This window comes from Pseudoduganella umbonata (genome assembly GCF_014192225.1).
Lineage (GTDB): Bacteria > Pseudomonadota > Gammaproteobacteria > Burkholderiales > Burkholderiaceae_D > Rugamonas > Rugamonas umbonata.
On the sequence record NZ_JACHXS010000004.1, the window covers coordinates 242,522 to 268,022 of the forward strand.

22 protein-coding genes are annotated in these 25,501 nt (G+C 65.8%); 17 read left to right on the forward strand and 5 right to left on the reverse strand.

Going from position 1 to position 25,501, the window contains the following annotated elements:
* Positions 1-11 precede the first annotated feature (11 nt).
* Positions 12-764, forward strand: a complete 753-nt coding sequence (locus FHS02_RS12965; RefSeq protein ID WP_137317148.1) for a M23 family metallopeptidase — start codon at positions 12-14, stop codon at positions 762-764.
* A 136-nt stretch (positions 765-900) separates the two neighbouring features.
* Here the strand turns inward: FHS02_RS12965 and mepK are convergent, their stop codons facing one another.
* Positions 901-1,437 carry a peptidoglycan L,D-endopeptidase MepK gene (mepK, locus tag FHS02_RS12970; protein WP_137317147.1) on the reverse strand — a complete coding sequence of 179 codons (537 nt, stop codon included), beginning with the start codon at positions 1,435-1,437 and terminating at the stop codon, positions 901-903.
* Between the two features lie 121 nt (positions 1,438-1,558).
* Here mepK and FHS02_RS12975 point away from each other — a divergent pair, with 121 nt between their 5' ends.
* The 6 genes from FHS02_RS12975 (at position 1,559) to gloA2 (ending at position 8,750) form a co-directional block, all read left to right on the forward strand.
* The gene (locus tag FHS02_RS12975; RefSeq protein ID WP_137317146.1) at positions 1,559-2,014 is read left to right on the forward strand and encodes a MarR family winged helix-turn-helix transcriptional regulator; all 456 of its coding nucleotides are present in this window, start codon (positions 1,559-1,561) and stop codon (positions 2,012-2,014) included.
* Positions 2,015-2,128: 114 nt separating this feature from the next.
* Positions 2,129-3,100, forward strand: coding sequence for a LysR family transcriptional regulator (locus FHS02_RS12980; protein ID WP_137317145.1), 972 nt, complete (start codon positions 2,129-2,131; stop codon positions 3,098-3,100).
* 145 nt (positions 3,101-3,245) lie between these two features.
* Entirely contained in the window at positions 3,246-4,529 is a 1,284-nt protein-coding gene (locus FHS02_RS12985; protein WP_137317144.1) for a Glu/Leu/Phe/Val family dehydrogenase, read from the forward strand.
* A 253-nt stretch (positions 4,530-4,782) separates the two neighbouring features.
* Positions 4,783-5,889, forward strand: coding sequence for a catalase family protein (locus FHS02_RS12990; RefSeq protein ID WP_137317143.1), 1,107 nt, complete (start codon positions 4,783-4,785; stop codon positions 5,887-5,889).
* A 343-nt stretch (positions 5,890-6,232) separates the two neighbouring features.
* Positions 6,233-8,305, forward strand: a complete 2,073-nt coding sequence (locus FHS02_RS12995) for a S9 family peptidase (protein WP_137317142.1) — start codon at positions 6,233-6,235, stop codon at positions 8,303-8,305.
* A 61-nt stretch (positions 8,306-8,366) separates the two neighbouring features.
* Complete coding sequence (gloA2, locus tag FHS02_RS13000) at positions 8,367-8,750, forward strand: SMU1112c/YaeR family gloxylase I-like metalloprotein (RefSeq protein WP_137317141.1); 384 nt, start codon at positions 8,367-8,369, stop codon at positions 8,748-8,750.
* A gap of 109 nt (positions 8,751-8,859) precedes the next feature.
* On the opposite strand, the gene mqo is transcribed toward gloA2, so the two are convergent.
* On the reverse strand, positions 8,860-10,458 hold the full coding sequence (gene mqo, locus FHS02_RS13005; protein WP_137317140.1) for a malate dehydrogenase (quinone): 1,599 nt from the start codon (positions 10,456-10,458) through the stop codon (positions 8,860-8,862).
* 518 nt (positions 10,459-10,976) lie between these two features.
* A complete protein-coding gene (gene senA / locus FHS02_RS13010; protein WP_229430075.1) occupies positions 10,977-12,179 on the reverse strand; it encodes a selenoneine synthase SenA in 1,203 nt (400 codons plus the stop codon).
* Positions 12,180-12,195: 16 nt separating this feature from the next.
* On the opposite strand from senA, the gene senB reads away from it, so the two are divergent.
* The 3 genes from senB to leuA all read left to right on the forward strand — a co-directional run bounded on the left by senB (position 12,196) and on the right by leuA (position 16,603).
* Positions 12,196-13,197 (forward strand): selenoneine biosynthesis selenosugar synthase SenB, encoded by a 1,002-nt coding sequence (gene senB, locus FHS02_RS13015; protein WP_137317139.1) that lies wholly within the window; start codon positions 12,196-12,198, stop codon positions 13,195-13,197.
* Positions 13,194-14,243 carry a selenide, water dikinase SelD gene (gene selD, locus FHS02_RS13020; protein WP_137317138.1) on the forward strand — a complete coding sequence of 350 codons (1,050 nt, stop codon included), beginning with the start codon at positions 13,194-13,196 and terminating at the stop codon, positions 14,241-14,243. Before senB ends, selD begins: the two co-directional genes overlap by 4 nt.
* Positions 14,244-14,905: 662 nt before the next feature.
* On the forward strand, positions 14,906-16,603 hold the full coding sequence (gene leuA / locus FHS02_RS13025) for a 2-isopropylmalate synthase (RefSeq protein WP_137317137.1): 1,698 nt from the start codon (positions 14,906-14,908) through the stop codon (positions 16,601-16,603).
* 187 nt (positions 16,604-16,790) lie between these two features.
* Here the strand turns inward: leuA and egtB are convergent, their stop codons facing one another.
* Positions 16,791-18,044: an ergothioneine biosynthesis protein EgtB gene (gene egtB / locus FHS02_RS13030; RefSeq protein WP_137317136.1), complete on the reverse strand. Its 1,254-nt coding sequence runs from the start codon at positions 18,042-18,044 to the stop codon at positions 16,791-16,793.
* A 16-nt stretch (positions 18,045-18,060) separates the two neighbouring features.
* On the reverse strand, positions 18,061-19,029 hold the full coding sequence (gene egtD / locus FHS02_RS13035; RefSeq protein WP_371861443.1) for an L-histidine N(alpha)-methyltransferase: 969 nt from the start codon (positions 19,027-19,029) through the stop codon (positions 18,061-18,063).
* A gap of 334 nt (positions 19,030-19,363) precedes the next feature.
* Here egtD and FHS02_RS13040 point away from each other — a divergent pair, with 334 nt between their 5' ends.
* The 7 genes from FHS02_RS13040 (at position 19,364) to FHS02_RS13070 (ending at position 25,499) form a co-directional block, all read left to right on the forward strand.
* Positions 19,364-20,224: a putative selenate ABC transporter substrate-binding protein gene (locus FHS02_RS13040; RefSeq protein WP_137317134.1), complete on the forward strand. Its 861-nt coding sequence runs from the start codon at positions 19,364-19,366 to the stop codon at positions 20,222-20,224.
* A 1-nt stretch (position 20,225) separates the two neighbouring features.
* Entirely contained in the window at positions 20,226-21,074 is an 849-nt protein-coding gene (locus FHS02_RS13045) for a phosphonate ABC transporter ATP-binding protein (protein WP_229422441.1), read from the forward strand.
* A 60-nt stretch (positions 21,075-21,134) separates the two neighbouring features.
* Positions 21,135-21,980 (forward strand): PhnE/PtxC family ABC transporter permease, encoded by an 846-nt coding sequence (locus FHS02_RS13050; protein ID WP_137317133.1) that lies wholly within the window; start codon positions 21,135-21,137, stop codon positions 21,978-21,980.
* Positions 21,977-22,771: a phosphonate ABC transporter, permease protein PhnE gene (gene phnE, locus FHS02_RS13055; protein ID WP_137317132.1), complete on the forward strand. Its 795-nt coding sequence runs from the start codon at positions 21,977-21,979 to the stop codon at positions 22,769-22,771. Before FHS02_RS13050 ends, phnE begins: the two co-directional genes overlap by 4 nt.
* Before the next feature lie 25 nt (positions 22,772-22,796).
* The gene (locus tag FHS02_RS13060) at positions 22,797-23,477 is read left to right on the forward strand and encodes an ABC transporter ATP-binding protein (RefSeq protein WP_137317131.1); all 681 of its coding nucleotides are present in this window, start codon (positions 22,797-22,799) and stop codon (positions 23,475-23,477) included.
* A 136-nt stretch (positions 23,478-23,613) separates the two neighbouring features.
* Positions 23,614-23,901, forward strand: coding sequence for a hypothetical protein (locus tag FHS02_RS13065; RefSeq protein WP_131146637.1), 288 nt, complete (start codon positions 23,614-23,616; stop codon positions 23,899-23,901).
* 380 nt (positions 23,902-24,281) lie between these two features.
* On the forward strand, positions 24,282-25,499 hold the full coding sequence (locus tag FHS02_RS13070; RefSeq protein WP_137317130.1) for an efflux RND transporter periplasmic adaptor subunit: 1,218 nt from the start codon (positions 24,282-24,284) through the stop codon (positions 25,497-25,499).
* Positions 25,500-25,501 lie beyond the last annotated feature (2 nt).

Genomic DNA, 25,501 nt, shown 5'->3' on the forward strand with positions numbered 1-25,501 from the left:
GGAGACGCTTGATGAAATGGCTGCTGACCTTGCTGCTGGGTGCCGCGCTCGGCGTGGTGGGAACGGTGTTGTGGCTGGGGCGTGACGTGCCGCCGACCGTTCCCCAGGAAACAGCGGTGACTCCCGCCCCGCTTCCCGCCCCGCTTCCCGCCGGGCCGACAGCCGCCGTACCGGCCCCTGCACCAGCCGCAGGCGCAGCCGTACCTGCAGGCGGCGCCGGCGGTGCCGCCGGCGTTCCAATCTCGTCCAAGGACCTGCCGGAGGTGCAGCCGCCGGCCCCGGTCGATCCGGCAACCACCAGTTTCGACATCGACGTGAAACCGGCGATCGGCCCCCTGCTGCTGCCGGTGGCCGGCGTCAGTCCGCGCGAACTGTCCGATACTTTCAGCCAGCCGCGCGGTACCGAGCGCCAACACCTGGCGTTGGATATCCCCGCGCCGAAAGGCACGCCCGTCCTTGCGGTGGCGGACGGCAAGATTACCAAGCTGTTCACCAGCAAGCCGGGCGGCTTGACCGTGTACCAGTTCGATCCGTCGGAAAAATACGCGTATTACTATGCCCACCTGGACAGCTATGCGCCGGAGCTCAAGGAAGGCAGCACGATCCGGCGTGGCCAGATGATCGGCTACGTGGGCGTAACGGGCAATTCCGACCCGAACGCGCCGCACCTGCATTTCGCGATCTTCGAACTGGGCGCGGACAAGAAATGGTGGGAAGGCACGCCGGTGAACCCGTATCCGTACCTGGCGGCAGTCGCCAGATAGCGCGATGCCCGACCAGATAGCGCGATGCCCGACGGATTCCGGGTGACTCATCCGGGATCAAAGCCAGGCAACGGTGCTCCCTCTTGCTTCAGGTCGCCAGAGGACTACGGGGGCGAAAGCCTGCCAGCGCGGAAGGCTACCAGTGGCGTACCCGCCCCGTATCCATGTGCACGAACTGCGAATCGTGGTAATACCCCACGCCGCCGGACTTCAGCGCCAGCGCCGCCTTGTGCACCTGCCGCAAGTCCTTGCCGGGGATGCGCAAGTCGATCGCCTTGCCTTCGAGGTGCATGCTGTGCCTGGCCACGCCACCGCTGGCGGCGGCCAGCTTGCGGTTGGTTTCCGGCGAACGATAGCCGGAAATGATGTGCACGACGTTATTGCTGCCGAACTGGGCGGAGACCTTCTCGACCAGCAGCAGCAGCGCCGGATCGATCGTCGCAATGGTGTTGCTGCGGTGATCGCGCAGCAGCTTGTTGATGTCCTGCAGTGCGTCGGGAATGAACTCCCCTTCGGCCCAGAACACGCTCTTGAGCGATTCGCCCGTGTGCGTGTTGTGGAAGCGCAGGATGCGTTCGTGCGGAGCCGCCACCGCGGCACGGGCCAGCGCGGGCATGCTCAATGCGGACGCGACGGCTACCGATTTCTTGAGGAATGATCGACGTTTGTTCATGGGTGAATGATACTCCTGTTCGCCGACGTGCGGATTTTATGGCGCGTTGCAACTCTTTGTCATATACTTGATTACTCAAGCACACTTCAAACATCGTTCAAGCTCACTTCAAGGATCCCTGATGGATAATCACTCCGACAACGACCGCGGCGTCGCCGCCCTGGACTTCTGCCTGCGCCTGGCACGCGCGCAGGCCACCGTGGTCCGCCGGCTCGACGCAGTACTGGGCGGCCATCACGGCCTGTCGTTCGGCGACTTCATGCTGCTGCACCACCTGTCGAAAGCCCCGGGTGGACGCCTGCGCCGCGTCGACCTCGCCGAGCGCCAGGGCCTGACGGCATCCGGCGTCACCCGTACCCTGCTACCGATGGAAAAAACCGGCCTGGTGGCACGCCTGGCGGACGAGCGCGACGCGCGGGTCGGCTTCGCGGCGATCACGCCGGCTGGCCACGAGCTGCTCGACAATGCGCTGCACACGGCCCGCGAAACCTGCGCCGACCTGCTCCGGCATGCGCCGCAGGACCAGCTGGACTCGCTCACGGCCGTGCTCGGCAACATCCTGGGGCCGGGCGCATGAACGCACCGGCTGACGCCGCTACAATGCCGGCCTTGGGCAGCCGCGCAATGAACCGCGCAGCGAGCGGCGCAACGAGCGGCACAACACAACCGCGCAATACAACGGGAACGCACGATGGAAACCAAATGGCTGGAAGACTTCATCTCGCTGGTCGAGACCAATAACTTCAGCCGCTCGGCGCAGCTGCGCCACGTGACGCAGCCGGCGTTCTCGCGCCGCATCCAGTCGTTGGAAAACTGGCTCGGCACGGACCTGATCGATCGCACCACCTTCCCTACCCGGCTCACGCCGGCCGGCCACGTGTTCTACGAGCAGGCGCTGGAAATGCTGGGCCAGATCAACGGCGTACGCGAACTGCTGCGGCACAAGCGGGTGGCCGCGCAAACGACGATCGACCTGGCCGTGCCGCACACGCTGTCGCTGACGTTCGTGCCGAAGTGGATCACGAAACTGGAAGAAGACTTCGGCCCCGAACTTGGCCCGCTGCACAGCCGCCTGATGGCACTGAACGTGCACGACGCCGTGCTGCAGCTGGTGGAAGGCGGCTGCGACCTGCTGCTGTGCTACCACCATCCGCGCCAGCCGGTGCAGCTCGATCCGGGCCGCTACGACATGCTGGTGATGGGCCGCGAGGCGCTGCGCGCCTATGCCCGCTGCGACAAGGCGCGCCAGCCGATGTTCACGCTGCCGGGCCGGAAAGCAGCACCGCTGCCCTTCCTGTCGTACACCACCAATGCCTACCTGGGCCGGATGGTCGACCTGATCCTGGCCGACGCCAGGCCCGCGCTGCACCTGGACAAACGCTATGAAACCGATATGGCCGAGGGCCTGAAGATGATGGCGCTGGAAGGGCGCGGCATCGCCTTCCTGCCTGAATCGGCCGTCACGCGCGAGGTGAAGCAGAAGCTGCTGGCACCGGCCGACACGGGCGGCAGCTGGGAAATCGAGATGGATATCCGGCTGTACCGCGAGCGCCCGTCGCCGGCGCGGCCGGGCAAGCCGCTGGTCGCCGCACTGTGGGATTTCCTCGCCGCGCAATTGCAGCCGCCCGCGGCGAAGCGGCGCGTGCCGGCATCGGAGCGCTAGGCGATCCCCGGCAGCGCAAAACCACGTTATGCATTTTTTGCATAGCCGGATGCGCAAGCGGCATTGGCAGGGAAACAGGCGGCCATCCTATGATTCGCCTCGCTGGCGGTAACGAGCCGCCAACCCAACATCAGGAGTCATCACCATGATCAGCCATGCCTTGCCTTCCTACCTCAATGCCGACGATCTCGGACCATGGGGCCAGTACCTGCAGCAGATCGACCGCGTCACGCCCCACCTGGGCGCCCTGTCGCGCTGGGTCGAAACGCTGAAGCGCCCGAAGCGCATCCTCACCGTCGACGTGCCGATCGAGCGCGATGACGGGTCGATCGCCCACTTCGAGGGCTACCGGGTGCAGCACAACATGTCGCGCGGTCCGGGCAAGGGCGGCGTGCGCTTCCACCAGGACGTGACCCTGTCGGAAGTGATGGCCCTGTCCGCATGGATGACGGTCAAGAATGCCGCGGTCAACGTGCCATACGGCGGCGCCAAGGGCGGCATCCGCGTCGATCCGAAGACGCTGTCGAAAGGCGAGCTGCAGCGCCTGACCCGCCGCTACACGAGCGAGATCAGCCTGATCATCGGCCCGACCAAGGACATCCCGGCACCGGACGTGAACACCAACGAGCAGGTGATGGCGTGGATGATGGATTCCTACGCGATGATCGAAGGTAACCTGTCGACCGGCGTGGTGACCGGCAAACCGATCTCGCTGGGCGGCTCGCTGGGCCGGCGCGAAGCCACCGGCCGCGGCGTGTTCGTGGTCGGCCGAGAAGCGGCGCGCCAGCGCGGCGTGGCGATCGCCGGTGCGCGCGTCGCCGTGCAGGGCTTCGGCAACGTGGGCGGCGTGGCCGCCACGATGTTCGCCGAGGCCGGCGCGAAGATCGTCGCCGTGCAGGATCACACCGGCACGATCGTCAACGAAGGCGGCCTCGATACTGCCCAACTGCATCGCTACGTCGCCGAGACCGGCGGCGTAAATGGCTTCCCCGGCGCCGACGCGTTCCTCGACCGCGATGCGTTCTGGGACGTGGCGTCGGACATCCTGATCCCGGCCGCGCTCGAACAGCAGATCACGGCGGCGAATGCTCCGCGTATCCGCACCAAGATCATCCTCGAAGGCGCCAACGGCCCGACCACGCCGGAAGCCGACGACATCCTCAACGACAAGGACATCCTCATCGTGCCGGACGTGCTGGCCAATGCCGGCGGCGTGACCGTGTCCTACTTCGAGTGGGTGCAGGATTTCTCCAGCTTCTTCTGGAGCGAGGACGAGATCAATGCCCGCCTGACCCGCATCATGCAGGAGGCGTTCAGCGCGGTGTGGGAAGTGGCGCAGGATAAGAAGGTGTCGCTGCGCACGGCCACCTTCATCCTGGCCTGCACCCGCGTGCTGCAGGCGCGCGAGGTGCGCGGCCTGTATCCGTAACGGCAGGCACTGGCAAGGATTGCGCTGGCAAGATTGCGCTGGCAAAGATCAATGTAGCAAAGAGTCCCGACAATTCCGCAAGAGAAGCGGGGGAGACAGTGGAAGGCGCTGCCGCGAGGCAGCGCCTTTTTCTTTGCGCGCGCCGGTAGCGGCCGCCTCGAAACCGCCGGTATTTGTTTGCTGGCTCACAGACAACCAGCCCCGCGGCGCGCCAGAATGGCATGGTGTTCAAGACCAGCAACAAGGAACAGCCATGCGCCCACCGATCGAATACGACCCGCGTTACGAAGTGCCGGAAGACGGCGAGGCCGACACGCAGGCCGACCTGCTCGACGTGCTGCACTCCATCGCGGACACGACCTTCACCGATACCGGCCGGCCGCTGCGCAGCGTCCATGCCAAGAGCCACGGCCTGCTGCGCGCCGAGCTGCGCGTGCTGCCGGACCTGCCGTCCGTGCTGGCGCAGGGCCTGTTCGCCGGGCCCGGCACGTATCCGGTCGTGATGCGGCTGTCGACCACGCCCGGCGACGTGCTGGAAGACAGCGTTTCCACGCCGCGCGGCATGGCGCTGAAGGTGCTCGGCGTGCAGGGCCCGCGCCTGCCCGGCAGTGAAAACGATGCCACGCAAGACTTCGTGCTCGTCAATGCCACCACCTTCCTGAATGCCGGCCCGAAGGCTTTCCTCGGCGGGCTGACGATGCTCGCCGCTACCACCGACAAGGCGCCCGCATTGAAGAAGATGCTCTCGGCCGCGCTGCGGCAGGTCGAGAAAGCGGTGGAAAAAGCCGGCGGCGAGAGCGCGCAACTGAAGGGCCTGGGCGGCCACCCGGCCACCCATCCGCTCGGCGAGACCTACTACAGCCAGGTGCCGTTCCTGTTCGGCCGGTACATGGCGAAATGGGCGCTGGTGCCGACGGCCGTTGGGCTGACGCGCCTGAAGGATGCCCCGGTCGACTACGCGGCCGGCGCGGACGTGCTGCGCCAGGTCGTCGCCGAGCACTTTGCCCAGCAAGGCGGCGAATGGGACCTGCGCGTCCAGCTTTGCACCAACATCGAGGAAATGCCGGTCGAGGATGCCTCGGGCGAATGGCCGGAAGACCTGAGCCCTTACGTGACCGTGGCGCGCGTCGTGGCGCCGCCGCAGATCGGCTGGAGCGAGGCGCTCTCCGAGGCAGTCGACGACGGCATGAGCTTCTCGGTCTGGCACGGCCTGGCCGCGCACCGGCCGCTGGGTTCCATCAACCGCGTGCGCAAGGCGGCCTACGAGATGTCGTCGAAACTGCGCGCCCGGCGCCGCGGCGAGGCGATCGTCGAACCCGAATCGCTGGACGGGCTGCCGTTCGATCACAAGGCGCACTGACGCATCCAGCGCCGCCGGCACCGGTTGCCGAGCCCGTGTCCTCGTGCCTGGCACCGGGACACGGGCTCGGCAGCAATCATCCCACCGAAATTTCCCGACGAATCCCGGCTCCTGCATGGCTGAGCCCGTGTCAGCGTGCCTGGCACCGGAACACGGGCTCGGCTGCAGTCCCCCCACCGATATTTCCCGACGATTCCGGGTTCCTGCCTGGCTGAGCCCGTGTCACCGTGCCTGGCACCGGTACACGGGCTCGGCAGCAGTCATCCGGCGGAATGCATTTGCTATCATGCGCGCCTTGGCCGGCGCGCGCCGGCCTCCCCTTTTTGAAGATCGGAGAAACCGGATGACCCTACGCCTGCTGGCAACCAGCGCCGCTCTCGCGGCGGTTGCCTTATCGGCCGCCCCACTCGCGATGGCGGCGCCACGCGGCCTCACCATCGAAGACTTGGCGAGCATGGAGCGCGTCGGCAGCCCCGTGCTGTCGCCCGACGCCTCGCGCGTCGTCTACACCGTGCGCAGCACCAGCCTGGAAAAGAACCGCGGCACGACCCAGCTGTGGATGATCGACCTGCGCGCAGCGACGCAGTCCACTCCTCCAGCCCCGCAGCAGCTCACGTCCCACGATGCGAGCAGCCTCGACCCCGAATGGTCGGCCAGCGGCGACGCCGTCTATTTCCTGTCCAGCCGCTCCGGCTCGTCGCAGGTGTGGCGCTTGCCGGCAGGCGGCGGCGAAGCCGTCAGGGTGACGGACCTGCCGCTCGATGTCGACAGCTTCCACGTCTCCCCGAAGGGCGATCGCCTGGCGGTAACGCTGGCCGTGTTCCGCGATTGCGCCGACCTGGCCTGCACGAAGAAGCGCAACGACGAGCGCGCCGCCGGCAAGGCCACCGGCAAGCTGTACGACCAGATGTTCGTGCGCCACTGGGATACGTGGGCGGACGGCAAGCGCAACGTGCTGTACTCGGTGCCCCTGGGTTCCACCCCTGCCGCCAGCGCGGTCAGCCTGTCCGGCACGCTCGATGGCGACATCACCAGCAAGCCGTTCGGCGACCGCGGCGAATATACGTTCAGCCCCGACGGCCAGCGCATCGTGTTCTCCGTGCGCGTGGCGGGCAGCAGCGAAGCCTGGTCGACCAACTTCGACCTGTATGAGGTGCCGGCCGCCGGCGGCGCCGCGCCGCGCAACCTGACGGCCGACAATCCCGCCTGGGACACCAAGCCGCAATTCTCCCCGGACGGCAAGACCCTCGCCTACCTCGCGATGAAGCGCCCCGGCTTCGAAGCGGACCGCTTCCACATGATCCTGCAGGACGTTGCCACCGGCAAGAAGCGCGTGCTGGCCGAGAGCTGGGACCGTTCGATCGCCGACTACCGCTGGCGCCCGGACGGCAAGGCGCTGCTGGCCAACGCCGACGATATCGGCAACCACCGCCTGTTCTCGCTCGACGTCGCCAGCGGCAAGGTCGCCGCGCTGACGGACAAGGGCTATGTCGCGGAATTCGATGCGAAGCGCGATACCGTCGTCATGGCGCAGAACAGCCTGCACGATGGCGCCCAGCTGTACAAGCTGGCCGGCGGCAAGGCCATCCAGCTGACGCAGGCGAACCGCGAGCGCCTGGCCGGCGTGAAGATGGGCGAGTATGAACAGTTCTCGTTCGCCGGCGCCAATGGCGAGAGGGTCTACGGCTATGTGATGAAGCCGTGGAATGCGGAGCCGGGCAGGAAGTACCCGGTGGCCTTCCTCGTGCACGGCGGCCCGCAGGGCAGCTTCGGCAACGCGTGGAGCTACCGCTGGAACCCGCAGGTGTATGCCGGCGCCGGCTACGCGACAGTGTTCATCGACTTCCACGGCTCGACCGGCTATGGCCAGGCATTCACGGATTCGATCAGCGGCGACTGGGGCGGCAAGCCGCTGGAAGACCTGAAGAAGGGCCTCGCCGCGGCCGGCCAGAAGTATCCATGGCTCGACACGGCGAACGCCTGCGCGCTGGGTGCCTCGTACGGCGGCTACATGATGAACTGGATCGAGGGTAACTGGAGCGACAGCTTCAAGTGCATCGTCAACCACGACGGCGTGTTCGACCAGCGCGGCATGGGTTACTCGACCGAGGAACTGTGGTTCACCGAATGGGAAAACGGCGGCACGCCTTACGCCAACCCGGAAGGCTACGAGAAATTCAACCCGGTGCACCATGTGGCGAAGTGGAAGACGCCGATGCTGGTGATCCAGGGCGACCTGGACTTCCGCATCCCGACCGCCCAGGCGCTGGGCACCTTCACCGCGCTGCAGCGGCAGGGCATCAAGTCGAAGCTGCTGGTATTCCCGGACGAGAACCACTGGGTACTGAAGCCGGCCAATTCGATCCAGTGGCATCACACGGTGATCGGCTGGCTCGATGAACACCTGAAGAAGTGACATGCCCGGCCGGACGGCAGCCGCCATCCGGCCGATTCAACCCACGCTGACAAGGACGCCGATGCTCAAGAGAATCCACCACGCCGCCATCATCTGCTCCGACTATGCGCGCTCCAGGCATTTCTACACCAGGGTGCTCGGCTTGTCCGTCGTTGCCGAGAACTACCGTGAGGCGCGGCAATCCTTCAAGCTGGACCTGCGACTGCCGGACGGCTCCCAGGTCGAACTATTTTCCTTCCCCCTTGCGCCCGAGCGCCCTTCGTATCCGGAAGCGCGCGGCTTGCGCCACCTGGCCTTCGCGGTCGACGATGTCGAGGAATGCAAGGCGCATCTTGAACGGCAGGGCGTGGCCGTCGAGCCGGTCCGCATCGATGAATACACCGGCAAGCGCTTCACGTTCTTCGCCGACCCCGATGGCCTGCCGCTGGAGCTGTACGAAGGCTGAGGGCCGGCCGGGTCCCGGCGCGACCGCCCTCGCCCGCCATAAAAAATCCCCTTCCGTGCCAGGCCCGGAAGGGGATTTTTTCATACCCGGGCCAGGGCCCGTGACGGGGTTATTTCGCTGCCTGCTGCTCCGCGGCCGGCACGTCCAGCGTGATCGCCTTCAGGCCCAGCACGGTGCTGCTCTGCTGGCGGATCTGGTTCGCGTAGGCCGGATCGGGATTCAGCTTGCGGCCATACGACGGCACCATTTCCTTCATCTTCGCCTGCCATTCCGGCGTTGCCAGCTGGGCCTTGAACGACGACTTCTCGATCACTTTCAGCATGATCGGCGCGGCGGTCGAGGCGCCGGGCGACGCGCCCAGCAGCGCGCTCATGGTACCGTCGGCGGAGCTGACCACTTCGGTGCCGAACTGCAGCAGGCCGCCCTTTTTCGGATCGTCCTTGACGATCTGCACGCGCTGGCCGGCGTTGACCAGCGTCCAGTCTTCCAGTTTCGCTTCCGGCAGGTAGTCGCGCAGCGTGGCCAGGCGGTCTTCCGGCGATTGCATCACCTGCTCGACCAGGTACTTCGTCAGCGGGATATTGTCATAGCCGGCCTGCATCATCGGCCTGACGTTGTCGCTGCCGACGGACGCCGGCAGGTCGATCCACGAACCGTTCTTCAGGAACTTCGTCGAGAACGTGGCGAACGGGCCGAACAACAGCGCCTGCTTGCCGTCGATGATGCGGGTATCCAGGTGCGGCACCGACATCGGCGGCGAACCCACGGATGCCTTGCCGTACACCTTCGCGTAGTGCTGCTTGATCAGTTCGGGATTGGTCGTGACGAGCCACTGGCCGCCGACCGGCACGCCGCCGAAGCCCTTCGCTTCGGGAATGCCGCTCTTTTCCAGCAACGGCAGCGAGCCGCCGCCGGCGCCGATGAAGACGAACTTCGCGCGCACCGTCTTCAGCGAATTGTCGGCGAGGTTCTTGACCGTCACGTTCCAGTTGCCGTCGTTACCGCGCTTGATGTCTTCGACCTGGTGGCGCAGCGACAGCGTCATGCCGCCCTTCTCGGTCAGGTGCTTCACCATGCTGCGCGTGAGCGTGCCGTAGTTGACGTCGGTGCCGATTTCCATCCGCGTCGCCGCCACTTTCTGGTTCTTGTCGCGGCCATTCATCACCAGCGGAATCCACTGGCGCAGCTGTTCCTGGTCTTCCGTATAGACCATGCCCTTGAACAGGTTTTCCTTCTGCAGGGCAGCGTAGCGCTTCTTCAGGTAGGCGATGTTCTCGTCGCCCCATACGAACGACATGTGCGGCACGTTGTTGATGAAGGTGCGCGGATCGCCCAGGTAGCCCTTCTGCACCTGGTAGGCCCAGAACTGCTTGGACACTTCGAACTGCTCGTTGATGTCGACGGCCTTCTTGGTCTCGATGCCGCCGTCCGGCGTTTCCGGTGTGTAGTTCAGCTCCGCGAAACCGGAGTGGCCGGTACCGGCGTTATTCATCGCGTCGGAGCTCTCGGCCGACACCGAATCGAGGCGTTCGAACATCTGCATGGTCAGGCCGGGCTGCAGCTCATGGAGCATCGTGCCAAGGGTGGCGCTCATGACGCCCGCGCCGACCAGTACCACGTCGACCGGCTTGTCCGCCGACGGCGGCGGCGACTTGGTGCAGGATGAAAGGATGAAACAAGATAACAGGACTACAAGCGATCTACGCATGATTGGTATTACCTGGACAATATGGCAATGCCGGCAATACCGGCATCGGCCAAGATCTGGTTGCAAAAAACTTCAATGGCTCCTTGCGGCATACTTCCGGCAGACCCGGTGGGCCGGCCAAAAAAATTCCGGAAAGAGCGTGCGGCCACGAAGATCGGGCAACACGACGCACAGCGGAAGCAACGTCACGGAGCGATACAGGAACTGGATCGATCAGCCATGACAGAAGACAGGCGGCAAACGACGGCGTGCCGCTTCCGGCATGCGGAAGGCACGTGATCGTTCCGGCGTCTATTGAAGGTACAAGGCCCGGTGGAGGGCGACGAATCTTAGGCCGCGAGGCGGCATGTCACCTATTCGGGATAATACTTAGGTCCTCTATAAGACCCGCAGGTCCTCTACAAGACCCGCCGGTCTTTATAAGCCCTTGGGTCTTCTATGAGTCCCTTGGGTCCGGCGCAAGCCCCCTTCCCTGCATGCGGCCTGGACATCCGGATCGCCCCTGCCCGGCGATCGGGCTAGTCCCAGGCGCACGTCCTGAAGCCGCAGAAGATATCGTCCCGCTCGGGCATGAAGAAATTGCGGAATTTCGCTGAGCCGAAGCGCGATGGCGTGGCAAACGACGCTCCGCGCAGTACCTGGTGCGTGCCGAACCACGGTGCCGAATACTCGCGGTAGCGGTCCGCGGTGAAACCGGGATAGGGCTCGAACGGCGAGGCTGTCCATTCCCACAGCTGCCCCCAGCGGAACGCCGGGTGGCCATGCAGCGCGGCGAATTCCCATTCCGCCTCCGTCGGCAGCCGGCGGCCGGCCCACGCGCAGTAAGCCTGCGCCTCGTACAGGCTCACGTGCCGCACCGGTTCGTCCGGATTCAGCATGGCCGGGCGGCCGAAACGCACGGTACGCCAGCCGCCGCCGTCGCGCTGCCAGTAGCGCGGCGCGGAACGCTCCTGCCGCATCAGCCACGCGGCCCCCCCCGTGCTCCAGAATTGCCGGTTGTCGTAGCCCCCATCGGCGATGAAATCCATGTACCGGGCATTGGTCACCAGGCCGGCATCCATGTGGAACGGCGCCACGTAGACCGGATGCGCGACCTTTTCGTTGTCGAACACGAAGCCGGCGGTATCGGCCGCGCAGCCCTGCTGCAGGGTGCCGCCCGGGAAGCGGATGCTGCCGCGGTCAGCGGACGCAGGTTCATCGTGCGCCAGGTGCGCCGGCGCATCCAGGCCGAGCGTCTGCAGCGTGTAAAGGTACGCTTCGCCATGCATGTCCTCGTGCGCCAGCGCCAGGCGGTACGGGTACAGCGCCTCGTCGGTATTGGCCTCGCGCGACAGCTTGTCGACCACGCGGTCCAGCACTTCATGGCAGTAGGTTTTGACACCGCCGGTGGTCGGCAGGTCCAGCGTCCAGCGGCTGCGGTGCGGCACGTTGGCCGAATCGAACCAGTCGTCGCCCTTGGTCAGCAGCGAGGCGAACTGCGCATCCGCCGGGTGGCTCGACAGTGCCTCGCGCAGGATGAACCATTCGGCGAACCAGGCCGTATGGCCCAGCTCCCACAACGGCGGATTGACAATGCGAAGCTGCGGCACGTTGCGCGGCACGTCCATGCCGGCGGCCGCGAAACAGTCGAACAGGGCGAGCGTATAATGCCGCGCATCCTGCATGGCCTCGGCCAGCTGCTGCGTGCGCGCGGTGCGAAAAGAGGCGGTAATGGAATTCATTGAAGGATTGTAACCAATGGCAGCTTCCGGCAAACCATCGATCTGTATCGTGAGTCCGGGCACGGCGCGCGACAACAACGGCAACTGGCACACGGCCGACCGCTGGGCGCATTTCCTGCGCGGCGATTACGACATTGTCATCCAGGAACGATGGTCGGAACAATGGCCCGCGCCGGACCTGCTGATCGCGCTGCATGCGCGCCGCTCCGCGCCGTCGCTGGCTGATTTCCGGCGGCATTACCCTGACCGGCCGGCGCTGCTCGTGCTGACGGGCACCGACGTCTACCATGACATCCACCACGATGCCGAGGCAGAAGGGGCGCTCGCCTTGGCCGATGCGCTGGTGGTGCTGCAACCGGCGGCGCTGGACGAACTGCCGGACGCCATCCGGCCGAATGCCCACGTGATCTACCAGTCCGCCGAAGCGCTGGCACCGCTGCCCGGCCTGCCCGGCCGTCAAGACATCACGATGGCCGGCCACCTGCGCGGCGTAAAGGATCCGGCCACGTTCATGCGCGCCGCGGCGCTGGTGAAGGCGCCGGATGTGTTCATGCAGCATATCGGCGCGGCACTCGATGCGGATCTCGGACGCCTCGCCGAACGCACCGCAGCCGATCTGGAACATTACGCCTGGCTGGGCGGCGCCTCCCGCGAGCTGACGCGCGACTGCATCCGCCGCAGCCACGCGCTGGCCATCTGCTCGACGATGGAAGGCGGCGCCAACGTCATCGTCGAGGCGATCACCAGCGGCGTGCCCGTGCTGGCCAGCGACATCAGCGGCAACCGGGGCATGCTGGGCGACGGCTACGCGGGCTTTTTCCCGGCCGGCGACGCGGCCGCCCTGGCCCGCCTGATCGACCGCAGCGTGCAGGACGGCGCCTTCCTCGCCACCCTGCGCGCCCAATGTGCCGCCCGCGTGCCGCTGTTTGCTCCGGAGGCGGAGCGGGCAGCATTGCTGGCGCTGGTGGATAATCTGCTCCCATCGACACCCCGACACCCAATTGGCAAAAAAACATGACTACTGAACCGATCAAACTCACCTCGTTTTCCCACGGCGGCGGCTGCGGCTGCAAGATCGCGCCCGGCGTGCTGTCCGAGATCCTGAAAAATTCCAGCGGCTTCCCGGTGCCGAAGGAACTGCTGGTCGGCATCGAAACGGCCGACGACGCCGCCGTCTACCAGCTCAACGACGAGCAGGCGCTGATCGCCACCACCGATTTCTTCATGCCGATCGTCGACGACCCGTTCGACTTCGGCCGCATCGCCGCCACCAATGCGATTTCCGACGTGTACGCGATGGGCGGCACGCCGATCATGGCGCTGGCGCTGGTGGGCATGCCGATCAACAAGCTGCCGGTCGAGACGATCGGCCAGATCATCAAGGGCGGCGAGTCGATCTGCGCCGAAGCGGGCATTCCGATCGCCGGCGGCCACACGATCGATTCGGTCGAGCCGATCTACGGGCTGGTGGTGCTGGGCCTCGTGCATCCGTCGAAGATCAAGCGCAACGCCGACGCCAGGGCCGGCGACGTGCTCGTGCTGGGCAAGCCGCTGGGCGTGGGCGTGCTGTCGGCCGCGCTGAAGAAGAACCTGCTGGGCGACGAAGGGTACGCGGCGATGATCGCCAACACCACGAAATTGAACAAGCCGGGCAAGGCGCTGTCCGAACTGCCGGGCGTGCACGCGCTGACCGACGTCACCGGCTTCGGCCTGCTGGGCCACCTGCTGGAACTGGCGCGCGGCGCACGGCTCACCGCCAGGCTGACGATGTCGCAGATCCCGCTGCTGCCCGGCGTCGAACAGCTGGCGCACGACGGCATCTTCACCGGCGCCTCCGGCCGCAACTGGGACGCCTATGGCAAGGACGTGACGCTGTCGTCGAACGTCACGCCGGCCCAGCACACGCTGCTGACCGACCCGCAAACCTCGGGCGGGCTGCTGGTGTCGTGCGATCCGGCGGCAGTCGACGAGGTACTGGCCATTTTCCGCGACAACGGCTTCGAAGCCGCCGCCGTGATCGGCGAGATGACCGAGGGCGACGCCCGCGTGCAGGTCGCCGCCTGACGCAGTCCAGCACGCAAAACCGGTGGCGCAGCACGAAACCGGTGACACGAAACCGGTGACAGGCTCCGATTTTTGGGAAACATTTCAAATTAACGGGTGTCTGTCACCGGTTTTCAGGAATGTTTCAAATTAACTGGTGTCTGTCACCGGTTTTTTTCCAGAATGCCTGCGCAGCGGAGCGATGTTCCGCGAAACCCCTGATGCGCCACCGGTTTTAGGGCTGTGCCGATACCACGTTTGGGGCCGAATTGTCTTGACAATAGCAAAGCCCTTCTCTTACATTGATGCCATGTTCACGCATCCGCAACTATCCGCTTTCCTGCTATCGCTTGCCGGCCTACCGCTGGCAACGCACCTGCTAGCACGCGCCTGATCGTTTCACCCCTGTGCGCGCTGCACAACTGCTGTACCCTCCAAAGCCGGCCATAAGCCGCACAGTCTCACAGTCAGGAAAGATGCACCGATGCCCGCCATCCATTGCCCTACCGTCGCAACCATCGCACGCGCACCGTCGCTGATGCGATCGCTATCGCTAGCGACCGGTTGCCTGGTCTAGCGCCCCGTGGCCCACCAGGCAGCCCTCCGCCACATGCACGCGACCGAAGTAACGCTACTGACAGCGTCGGTTTGCCCGACAAAATTCGAGAACCCAGGAGTACACCATGATGTTGCAGAACCCTGCCGCGAAATACCGCGCCTTCCCGCCCGTCCAGCTGGCCGACCGCACCTGGCCGAACAAGACCATCGCCACGCCGCCGATCTGGATGAGCACCGACCTGCGCGACGGTAACCAGGCGCTGATCGAGCCGATGAGCGTGGAGAAGAAGCTTCGCTTCTTCGAGCTGCTGATCAAGACGGGCCTGAAGGAAATCGAAGTGGGCTTCCCTTCGGCATCGCAGACCGATTTCGACTTCGTGCGCAAGCTGATCGACGAGAACCGCATCCCGGACGACGTGACCATCATCGTGCTGACCCAGTCGCGCGACGAACTGATCCGCCGCACCGTGCAGGCCGCGGCCGGCGCGAAGAACGCCATCGTCCACCTGTACAACTCGGTGGCCCCGGTATTCCGCAAGGTGGTGTTCAACATGTCGCGCGAAGAGATCGTGAACATCGCCACCACGGGCACCACGCTGGTCAAGGAATTGCTGGCCCAGCACCCGGAAACCAACTGGACCTTCGAATACACGCCGGAATCGTTCTCGACGACGGAACTGGACTTCTCCAAGCAGATCGTCGACGCGGTTACCGCGATCTGGCAGCCCACGCCGGAAAAGAAGATGATCGTCAACCTGCCCACCACGGTGGAATGCAGCATGCCGAACGTGTACGCCGACCAGATCGAATGGATGTGCCGTAACATCGAGCGCCGCGATGCGGTCATCATCAGCGTCCATCCCCACAACGACCGCGGCACCGCCGTCGCCTCGGCCGAACTGGCCGTGCTGGCCGGCGCCGAGCGCGTCGAAGGCTGCCTGTTCGGCAATGGCGAACGGACCGGCAACGTCGACCTGGTCACGCTGGCGCTGAACCTGTACACCCAGGGCGTCCATCCGGGCCTGGACTTCTCGGACATCGATTCGGTCCGCAAGGTCGTCGAGGAATGCAACCAGTTGCCGGTGCACCCGCGCCACCCGTACGTGGGCGACCTGGTGTTCACCGCATTCTCCGGCTCGCACCAGGACGCGATCAAGAAGGGTTTTGCAAAACAGCAGCCGGGCGCGGAGTGGGAAATCCCCTACCTGCCGATCGATCCGGCCGACCTGGGCCGCAGCTACGACGCGGTGATCCGCGTCAACAGCCAGTCCGGCAAGGGCGGCATGAGCTACCTGCTGGAACAGGACTACGGCCTGGTGCTGCCGCGCCGCCTGCAGATCGAGTTCTCGCGCGCCGTGCAGGCCGTGGCCGACCAGACCGGCCTGGAAATCACGTCCGACGGCATCCACGAGATCTTCGAGCGCGAGTACCTTGCGCAGACCTCGCCGTATGCCTACGTGGCGCACAAGATGGTGGAAGACAGCAGCGCCGATGAATCGGTGCAGATCGACATCGGCCTGCTGCACCGTGGCGCCACGCTGGCGCTGCAGGGCGGCGGCAACGGCCCGATCGACGCGTTCGTCGACGCGCTGGGCCTGGACGTCAAGCTGATGGACTACCACGAGCACGCGATCGGCCACGGCGCCAACGCCAAGGCGGCCTGCTACGTCGAACTGCGCCTCGACAACGGCCCGACGCTGTTTGGCGCCGGCATCGACAGCAATATCGTGACGGCATCGTTCAAGGCGGTATTGTCGGCGGTGAATCGCCAGTTGCAGCAGAAGGAAGCGGCACCGGCCACGGCGAGCGACGCCGCGGCCTGATCGGGCTGGCTTGAAAAAAAAAGCGCACCCCGGTGCGCTTTTTTGTGCCTGGTGTCTGACATTATTTTTCGCAGGAAAATAGTGTCAGACACCGGTTTTCGCTGGCGTTCACGAAGCCGCGCGGGAAACCGGTGTCAGACACCTTTTTCGGATAATGCACCCGAAAAAAATGTCTGACACCAGCTGCTCACCTTGCCAGCCGTATCCCCGTAAACTGCCACCGCGCTCCCGCCGGGAAGAAATTCCGGTAGCTGGCCCGCGCATGCCCGGCCGGCGTGGCGCATGACGAGCCGCGCAGCACGTACTGGTTCACCATGAACTTGCCGTTGTACTCGCCGATGGCACCGGCCGCCGGCCTGAAGCCGGGATACGGCGCATAGCTGCTGCTGGTCCACTGCCAGCAGTGATCGAACATGTCGTGCAACGCTTCCGGCGGCGTGGCGCCGCCCGGGTGCGGCAACGGCGGCGGCGCCCCCGGCTTCACGCCGGCACTGCGCGCCGCGTGTTCCCATTCCGCCTCGGTCGGCAGCCTGGCCCCGGCCCAGTGCGCGTAGGCGTCCGCCTCGAACAGCGAGACATGCGCCAGCGGCCGGTGCGGATCCAGCGGCTGCAAGCCCATCAGCGTGAATTCATGCCACTGGCCATCGTCGCCGCGGTGCCAGTACAGCGGCCTGTCGAGGCCCTGCGCACCGATCCAGTCCCACCCTTCGGCCAGCCACAAGCCCGCATCGCGATAGCCGCCCGCCTCGATGAACGCCAGGTATTCGCCGTTCGTCACCAGCCGCGATGCCAGCGCGAACGGTTCCACGAACTGGCGGTGGCGCGGCAGCTCGTTGTCGAAGCAGAAGCCGTCGCCGTCGTAACCGATTTGCGTCACGCCGCCGTCGAACGGCAGCCAGGCGATCGCCGCGGCCGGCGCAGCGGCCGGCAACGGTTCGGCACGATATTCGGGATACAGGCCATTCTGCGCCAGCAGGTGCTTCACGTCCGTCAGCATCAGTTCCTGGTGCTGCTGTTCGTGCTGCAGGCCCAGCGTGAGCAGCGCGGCGAGGCGCGAACGCGCATCGGCGTCGAGCCCGCTGCCGATCAGCGCGGCGATGCGGGTATCGACATCGACCCGGTAGGCGCGCACCTGCGCCATCGGCGGGCGCGTCAGCAAGCCGCGCTGCGGCCGCGGATGCTTCTGCCCCACGCCGTTGTAGTACGAATTGAACAGCACCCGGAACGCCGGGTGGAATGGCTGGAAATCGCCCTCCATCGCCTCGAGGATGAAGGTCTCGAAGAACCAGGTGGTGTGCGCCAGGTGCCACTTGATCGGACTGGCGTCCGGCATCGACTGGGCACCGCAATCCTCGTCGGACAGCGGCGCGGCCAGCGCCAGCGAATGTTCGCGCACGGCGCGGTAGCGGGCCGTCCACACGGCCGGATCGTTCAGTTGCATGCTGTCCTCCTGGCCCCTATGCCGCCGCCGCGCGCGCGTGCATCACGGCGAACCAGCCTGCATCGTCGGTCCATACCGCATCCGCGGCAAAGCCGGCCTGCGCCAGCAGGTCGGCGAAGCTGTCGGGCGTGTACTTGTAGCTGTCCTCGGTGTGGATGCGCTCGCCACGGGCGAAACGGCGCTCGCCGCCGGCCCAGCGCACGGTGAGCGCGGTACGCGCTTCAAGGTGCATCTCGATGCGGCTTTCCTCGGCATTGAAGAAGGCCACGTGGCGCCACTGGCGCACATCGAAATCGGCGCCGGCCAGGTGGTTCACGTGGCGCAGCATGTTCAGGTTGAACGCGGCCGTGACGCCGATCGCGTCGTCGTAGGCGGCATCCAGCACGGCCGCATCCTTGACCAGGTCGACGCCGATCAGCAGGCCGCCGTCGGCGGACGTGTTCTCGCGCACCCGGCGCAGGAAGGCGATGGCTTCATGCGGTGCGAAGTTGCCGATCGAGGAACCGGGATAGAAGAACACCCTGCGCGCCGCGTTCACGGCGGGCGGCAACGCGAACGGGCCGGAAAGGTCGAGCGCCAGCGCCGTCATGGCAATCGATGGAAAACGTTGCCGGAGCCGGCTGACCGCCTCGTTCAGGAAATCGCGCGAGATGTCGATCGGCACGTATTGTTGCGGCTGAAGCAAGGGGAACAGGCTGGCAGCCTTCGCGCAATTGCCGGCGCCCAGGTCGATCAGCGTGCTGCCGGTGCCGATGCGGCGGGCGATGTCGGCGCCGTGCGCGGCAAAGATCGCCGCTTCGGTACGCGTGGGATAATACTCGGGCAGTTCGCAGATCGCTTCGAACAGCCGCGATCCGAGGCTGTCGTACAGGTACTTCGGCGAAGTGCGTGCTTGCGGGGCCAGCAGTCCGGCGCCGAGCTCGGCGATCGTGGCGCGGTCGCCGTGCGGCCCGGTCATGGCGGTCATGGCGGTCATATCGGACATATCGGAATTACCGGGTCTGCTGGACATACTGGCTGAGGGCACGCGTAGCGCGGTGGCGGTACTGGTCATTGGCATGGCGCTGTTCCTGTTCTTATCGGTCGATCTTGTTAACGGCAGGCCGGCGAAGGCAGTTTTGCTATGATACTCAATTACACATGGCAGAGCGGCACGGCAGAGAGTCCGCAAGGGCACCCTGGCAGGTTCCCCTGAACCGTCCGTGAGCGTTTTTCGTTCCGTTTTTTTATTCTGCTTTTCATTCCGCGTTTTCATTCCGCGTTTTCATTCCGCGTTTTCATTCCGCGTTTTCATTCAATAACAATTTTATTTCCTGGTCATGAAACCTACCTTCCAACGTGCGCTCGGCGCATTCGCCCTCGGCACCCTGCTTTCCCTGTCCGCCCACGCCCAGCAGGTGCTGCGCGTGTCCGCCATTCCGGACGAGGCGCCGACCGAACTGCAGCGCAAGTTCAAGCCGCTGGGCGAGTACCTGTCGAAGAAGACCGGCCTGAAGGTCGAGTTCACGCCGGTTACCGACTACGCCGCATCCGTCGAAGGCCTGGTCAACAAGAAGCTCGACATGGTCTGGTTCGGCGGCTTCACGTTCGTGCAGGCCAAGGATCGCAGCAAGGGCCAGGTGGTGCCGCTGGTGCAGCGCGTGGAAGATGAGAAATTCCGTTCCGTGTTCATCACCACGTCGCCGTCCATCACGAAGCTGGCCGACCTGAAAGGCAAGACGCTGTCGTTCGGTTCCGAATCGTCGACGTCCGGCCACCTGATGCCCCGTTCGTTCCTGCTGGCCGCGCAGGTCGATCCGGACAGCGACCTGAAGCGCATCGCCTTCTCCGGCGCGCACGACGCCACCGTGGCCGCTGTCGCCGGCGGCAAGGTCGATGCGGGCGCATTGAACATCTCGGTATGGGAAAAGCTGGTCGGCGAGAAAAAGGTCGATCCGTCGAAAGTGCGCGTGTTCTACACCACGCCCACCTACTACGACTACAACTGGACGGTGCGTGCCGACATGCCGGCCGACCTGAAGAAGAAGATCACGGATGCCTTCCTGGCCCTGGATCCGTCCACGCCGGAAGGCAAGGAAATCCTGGAACTGCAGCGCGCCACGAAATTCATTCCCACCAAACCGGAAAACTACGGGGCCATCGAAACGGCTGCCAAGAACGCCGGCCTGCTGAAGAAGTAACGTGCAGTCCGACCGCGTAAGCGTGCCTGCAGAGACGCCGGTATATCGGCTCGACGGCCTGTCCGCCCGCCACGCGGGCGGCACGCGGGCGTATGCGCTGCAAGACATCACGCTGGCCGTGCGGCCGGGCGAACAGCTCGCGCTGATCGGCCCTTCCGGCGCCGGCAAAACCACGCTGCTGGCCACGCTGTCGGTGGGGCATGCGCCCGACGGCGGCACCTTCGAGGCCTTCGGCACCGATCCGTGGCGCCTGTCCGAACGGGAGCGGCACAAGCTGCGCGCGCGGCTGTTCCTGGCGCCGCAGACGCCGCCGCTGCCGCCGCGCCAGCGCGTGGTCACCGCTGTCCTCGCCGCGCGGCTGCCGCAATGGAGCCTGTGGCAGGCGTTGGTGTCGCTGGTCAGGCCGGCCGATCCCGAGGCCGCATGGCGCGCCCTGTCCCGTTTCAACCTGGGCGACAAGCTGTATGCGCGCGTCGACCGGCTGTCCGGCGGCGAGCGCCAGCGCTGCGGCCTGGCGCGGCTGCTGCTGTCGTCGGCGCATGCCTTGCTGGTCGACGAACCGCTGTCGGCGCTCGATCCGGCGCTGTCGCAGCTGACGTTGACGACGCTGCAGCAGGAAGCGGCGGCGCGCAAGGCCGCCCTCGTATGCAGCCTGCACCAGGTGGACCTGGCACTGGCCCATTTTCCCCGCATCGTGGCGCTGAAGGAAGGCCGCATCGTGTTCGACCTGCCTCGCGAACAGGTCACGCAGGCGATGATCGACGAGCTGTACCTGAACGAACAGCCGCCGGCGAACATGCCGCATCCCGACGACCTGCCTGCCAAGCTGGCCGTCGGTGCCTGCCTGTAGCCGCCAGCCATGTCGCCCGCCGCCAGCCGAGCCAGTTAGTCGATCCAGTCAGCCGATCCAATGCAGAGTATTCCCGCCGCCCCCTATTCCGCGCGCCACCCCGATCCCGCCTGGCGCGGCCGCGTCACGTACACGGTCGTGGCGCTGCTGGTCCTCTGGCCGATGCTGGTGGCCAGCGAATTCAAGCCCGCCATCCTGTTCGATGGCGACAGCCTGGCCGCCACGCTGCGCTTCCTCGCCGACTTCCTGCCGCCGGCGCATTCGCCCGAGTTCCTGCAGTTGCTGCTGCGCGAGACCTGGCAGACGGTGGCCATCGCCACGGCCGGCCTGACGCTGGCGCTGCTGGGCGCCATTCCGGCCACGCTGGTCATCACCGAGCGCCTGTCGATCTCGCGGCTCGGCACCGGGCGCATGGCGCTGCCCGCGCGCGCCGTGCGCCAGGGCGTGCGCTGGCTGCTGGTGCTGCTGCGCAGCGTGCCGGAACTGGTGTGGGCGCTGCTGTTCGTGCGCATCATCGGCCTGGGGCCCACCGCCGGCGTGCTGGCCATCGCCCTCACCTACAGCGGCATGCTGGGCAAGGTCTATGCCGAAATCCTCGAATCGTCCGAGCGGCACGCCAGCGACACGCTGCTGGCCAATGGCGGCTCGCGCCTGGCCGCGCTGCTGTACGGCGCGCTGCCGGAGTCGGCATCCGAACTGGTGTCGTACACCGTGTACCGCTGGGAATGCGCGATCCGCGGGTCCGTCGTGATGGGCTTCGTCGGCGCCGGCGGCCTGGGCCAGCGCATGGACGAATCGATGAAGATGCTGGCCGGCGGCGAAGTATCGGCGATGCTGCTGGTCTTCGTGCTGCTGGTCGCCTGCGCCGACCTGGTATCGAAACAGTTGAGGAAGCGCCTCGGATGAACGCTCCACGCATGCCCTCCGCGCCGCCGCGCCGCTGGTCCGGCACCTTCCTGGCGCTGCTGCTGGCCGCGCTGGTCGTGGCCAGCTTCGCCAGCCTGCCGCTGCATTTCGCCGATTTATTCACCGCCGACGCGGTCGCCAGCGTGGCTGAATTCATCGGCGGTTTCGCGCCGCCGGAAATGGCCGCCGGCTTCCTCACGAAAACGGCGATCGCCAGCGCCGAAACGCTGGCGATGTCCGCGGTCGGCACGCTGCTGGCGGTACTGGCCGGCGTACTGCTGGCGATTCCGGCGGCCGGCCGCTTCGGCCGCCCGCTGCGAAGCGTCGTACGCGCGGTGCTGAACGTGCTGCGCTCGATCCCGGAACTGGTGTGGGCCTCCGTGCTGCTGATCGCCGCGGGCCTGGGCCCGTTCCCCGGCACGCTGGCGCTGGGCGCCCACACCGCCGGCGTGCTGGGCCGCCTGTTCGCCGACGCGCTGGAAAACGCCACGCCGCTGCCCGAGCAAAGCCTGCGCACCAACGGCGCCACGCCGATGGCGGCGTTTTTCTACGCCACGCTGCCGCAGACGCTGCCGCAAATGCTGTCGTACACGCTGTATCGCTGGGAAAACAATATCCGCGCCGCCGCCATTCTCGGCGTGGTCGGCGCCGGCGGCCTGGGCCAGATGCTGAAATACCACCTGTCGCTGTTCCAGATGCAAAAGGCCGCCACTGTCATCCTGGCCATGCTGCTGCTGGTGGCCCTGGTGGATGGCGCCAGCTTCTGGCTGCGCCGCCTGCTAACCCGCTGAAAAACCAACTACTGCAGGGAAACCGATGCTGGAATTGCGCGATCTGAGCAAGTCGTATGGCGGCAACCGCCCGGTGCTGTCCAAACTGTCGTACCGCTTCCGGGCCGGCGAATTCGTCGCCATCATGGGCGACTCCGGCGTCGGCAAATCGACGTTGCTGAACCTGATCGCCGGCCTGGACCACCCCGATCCCGGCGTCGAAGCGCCGATCCTCGTCGACGGCGTGGCGATGGCGTCGCTGGACGACGATGCCGCCACCCGCCTGCGCCGCCAGCGCATGGGCTTCATTTTCCAGGCATTCCACGTGCTTCCCCACCTGACCCTGCTGCAGAACGTGGCGCTGCCGCTGCTGCTCAACGGCCTGCCGCAGGCGCGTGCCGCCGAGATGCTGGGCGCCGTCGGCCTGGCGGGGCGCGAGCACGGCTATCCGCATGAGTTGTCCGGCGGTGAGATGCAGCGGGTAGCGATCGCCCGGGCGCTGGTGCACCGCCCCGCGCTGGTGCTGGCCGACGAGCCCACCGGCAACCTCGACCCGGACACCGCCCATGCCGTGCTCGGCGTACTGCGTACGGAAATCCGCGCCAGCGGGGCCTGCACGATCATGGTCACTCATTCCGAAGCGGCTGCCGCGATGGCCGACCGCACGCTCATCCTTACGCGAGCTGGATTGCAGGATGCTACGGGTGTCAAGCCGTTTGGTCATTAACACGTCATATTTTTTGTATAGGACGCGCGCTTTTTTTTCCAGCCGTAGTATGATTTAGTTAACTTGCTTGGTTATCAATATATTTATAAGTCCAACAAGCCCCACGCCTTTTCACGATCTACTCAGGGAGGAGCAAATGAGCGTAAGGCAAAAGAAAATGGAACTCATCGAAGCAATGAACCGGGCGCGGGCGCTGGAGCCTTCCAGCTTCGTGCCGAACAAGTTGCTGGATACGTTGATCGAACGGATGAACCTCAAGAACGACGCCGAGCTGTGCCGGGTGCTCGAGGTGCAGCCGCCGATCATCAGCAAGATCCGGCATCGCAAGCTGGCGGTCGGGGCAACCATCCTGCTGCGCATGCATGAGAAGTCGGAATTGAGCATCCGGGAACTCAAAGAACTGACCAATGCGTCCGTGCACTGACCGTGCAATGCCTGGCGCCGGCATCGCATTACCGGCGCCCTTCTTTTCTTTCTGTTGTAAATAATCCGCAATTGATTCAATAAGTATCCGTAGCAAGCACCAGCGATAAATACCGGCAGTTAGTATCCGTACCAAGAATTTGCACCAAGTTTCCGTACCGGGTATCCGCGTCAGGCATCCGCGGCATTCCCCTCGCAGCATCCCCCAGCATTCCCCTCCCGGCATTCGCGCAACAGGCGTCATTCACTTCCCAGGCCATCACGCTACCTGCAGCCGCTCAGCTTGTCGAACCTGATCGTCTTCCTTTAGGGAGAAGCCGCCCTCCCCAGCTCGCCCTACACTGGTGCACGGCATACCTGCCGTTTCCGGAGGGTAAAGCGATGTCCGAACCGTCCCGCCAGCCTTTGCATCGCTCGCTATGCGCGGCCGCCGCCCTGGTGATCCCCGCGCTCCTTCTCATCGGTTGCGACCGCGCCGGTGGCCAGCCCGCCGCCGCACCGCCGCCCGCCCCCGTTTCCACCGCTACCGTCATCGAGAAAGACATCGTCGAGACGCAGGAGTTTTCCGGCCGCCTCGAAGCGGTCGAACGGGTCGAGATCCGCCCGCGCGTACCCGGCTACATCACCGCCGTGCAATTCACGCCCGGCGCACTGGTGAAAAAGGGCCAGCCGCTGTTCACGATCGATCCGCGCCCCTACCAGGCCGAACTCGAACGGGCCGAAGCCAACGTGAATTCCGCCAGGGCGCGGGCCGGGCTGGCCAAGGTCGAGCTGGAACGGGCCGAACGGCTGCTGGCCGACCGCGCGATTGCCAGCCGCGAATTCGACGAACGCGCCGCCGCGCAAAAGGAACTGGATGCGGCGGCCCGGTCGGCCCAGGCCGAAGTGGAAACGGCACGCCTGAACCTCGGCTATACGCGCGTGACGGCGCCGATCGCCGGGCGCGCCAGCAAGGCCGAGATCACGGTCGGCAACCTGGTCGACCAGAATGCCGTGCTGACCTCCGTGGTATCGACGGACCGCATCTACGCCAGCTTCGACGGCGACGAGGATACCTACCTGCGCGTGCGTTCCCGGCGCGACGCCGCGGCGCAGGCGCCGGTGCGCGTGCGGATTGGCCTGGCCAACGAAACGGGCTTCCCGCACGAAGGCAGGCTGGAATTCGTCGACAACCGTCTCGACCCGGCCACCGGCAGCGTGCGCATGCGCGCCACCTTTGCCAACGCCGACGGCACGCTGGTGCCCGGCCTGTTCGCGCGCGTGCAGATCGCAGCGGGCGATCACGGCAAAGGCAGCGGCGGCGCCGCGCGCGTGCTGCTGATCCACGACCGCGCCGTGAGCACCGACCAGGACCGCAAGTTCGTCTACGTCGTCAGGAACGGCAAGGCCGAGTACCGGCCGGTGGTGCTGGGGCCGGCGGCGGATGGCCTGCGCATCGTCCGCAAGGGGCTGGCGCGCGGCGAGCAGGTCATCGTCGGCGGCCTGCAGCGGGTGCGTCCCGGTGCGCCGCTGCAACCGAAGCTGGTGCCGATGGATACCGATCCGGATGCGCCGGCACGGGCCGGCGGCGATCCGGCAACGCAGCCGAAGGCGGGCTGACG

Bases quoted from the DNA above. Each gene is read 5' to 3' on its own strand.
- egtD (WP_371861443.1), bottom strand. From the start codon at position 19,029: ATGTCCGATATGACCGCCATGACCGCCATGACCGGGCCGCACGGCGAC.
- FHS02_RS12985 (WP_137317144.1), top strand. From the start codon at position 3,246: ATGATCAGCCATGCCTTGCCTTCCTACCTCAATGCCGACGATCTCGGA.
- FHS02_RS13065 (WP_131146637.1), top strand. From the start codon at position 23,614: ATGAGCGTAAGGCAAAAGAAAATGGAACTCATCGAAGCAATGAACCGG.
- gloA2 (WP_137317141.1), top strand. From the start codon at position 8,367: ATGCTCAAGAGAATCCACCACGCCGCCATCATCTGCTCCGACTATGCG.
- FHS02_RS12980 (WP_137317145.1), top strand. From the start codon at position 2,129: ATGGAAACCAAATGGCTGGAAGACTTCATCTCGCTGGTCGAGACCAAT.
- phnE (WP_137317132.1), top strand. From the start codon at position 21,977: ATGAACGCTCCACGCATGCCCTCCGCGCCGCCGCGCCGCTGGTCCGGC.
- FHS02_RS12990 (WP_137317143.1), top strand. From the start codon at position 4,783: ATGCGCCCACCGATCGAATACGACCCGCGTTACGAAGTGCCGGAAGAC.
- FHS02_RS12975 (WP_137317146.1), top strand. From the start codon at position 1,559: ATGGATAATCACTCCGACAACGACCGCGGCGTCGCCGCCCTGGACTTC.
- egtB (WP_137317136.1), bottom strand. From the start codon at position 18,044: ATGCAACTGAACGATCCGGCCGTGTGGACGGCCCGCTACCGCGCCGTG.
- FHS02_RS13070 (WP_137317130.1), top strand. From the start codon at position 24,282: ATGTCCGAACCGTCCCGCCAGCCTTTGCATCGCTCGCTATGCGCGGCC.
- FHS02_RS12995 (WP_137317142.1), top strand. From the start codon at position 6,233: ATGACCCTACGCCTGCTGGCAACCAGCGCCGCTCTCGCGGCGGTTGCC.
- FHS02_RS13050 (WP_137317133.1), top strand. From the start codon at position 21,135: ATGCAGAGTATTCCCGCCGCCCCCTATTCCGCGCGCCACCCCGATCCC.
- selD (WP_137317138.1), top strand. From the start codon at position 13,194: ATGACTACTGAACCGATCAAACTCACCTCGTTTTCCCACGGCGGCGGC.
- FHS02_RS12965 (WP_137317148.1), top strand. From the start codon at position 12: ATGAAATGGCTGCTGACCTTGCTGCTGGGTGCCGCGCTCGGCGTGGTG.
- mepK (WP_137317147.1), bottom strand. From the start codon at position 1,437: ATGAACAAACGTCGATCATTCCTCAAGAAATCGGTAGCCGTCGCGTCC.
- senA (WP_229430075.1), bottom strand. From the start codon at position 12,179: ATGAATTCCATTACCGCCTCTTTTCGCACCGCGCGCACGCAGCAGCTG.
- FHS02_RS13040 (WP_137317134.1), top strand. From the start codon at position 19,364: ATGAAACCTACCTTCCAACGTGCGCTCGGCGCATTCGCCCTCGGCACC.
- mqo (WP_137317140.1), bottom strand. From the start codon at position 10,458: ATGCGTAGATCGCTTGTAGTCCTGTTATCTTGTTTCATCCTTTCATCC.
- senB (WP_137317139.1), top strand. From the start codon at position 12,196: ATGGCAGCTTCCGGCAAACCATCGATCTGTATCGTGAGTCCGGGCACG.
- leuA (WP_137317137.1), top strand. From the start codon at position 14,906: ATGATGTTGCAGAACCCTGCCGCGAAATACCGCGCCTTCCCGCCCGTC.
- FHS02_RS13060 (WP_137317131.1), top strand. From the start codon at position 22,797: ATGCTGGAATTGCGCGATCTGAGCAAGTCGTATGGCGGCAACCGCCCG.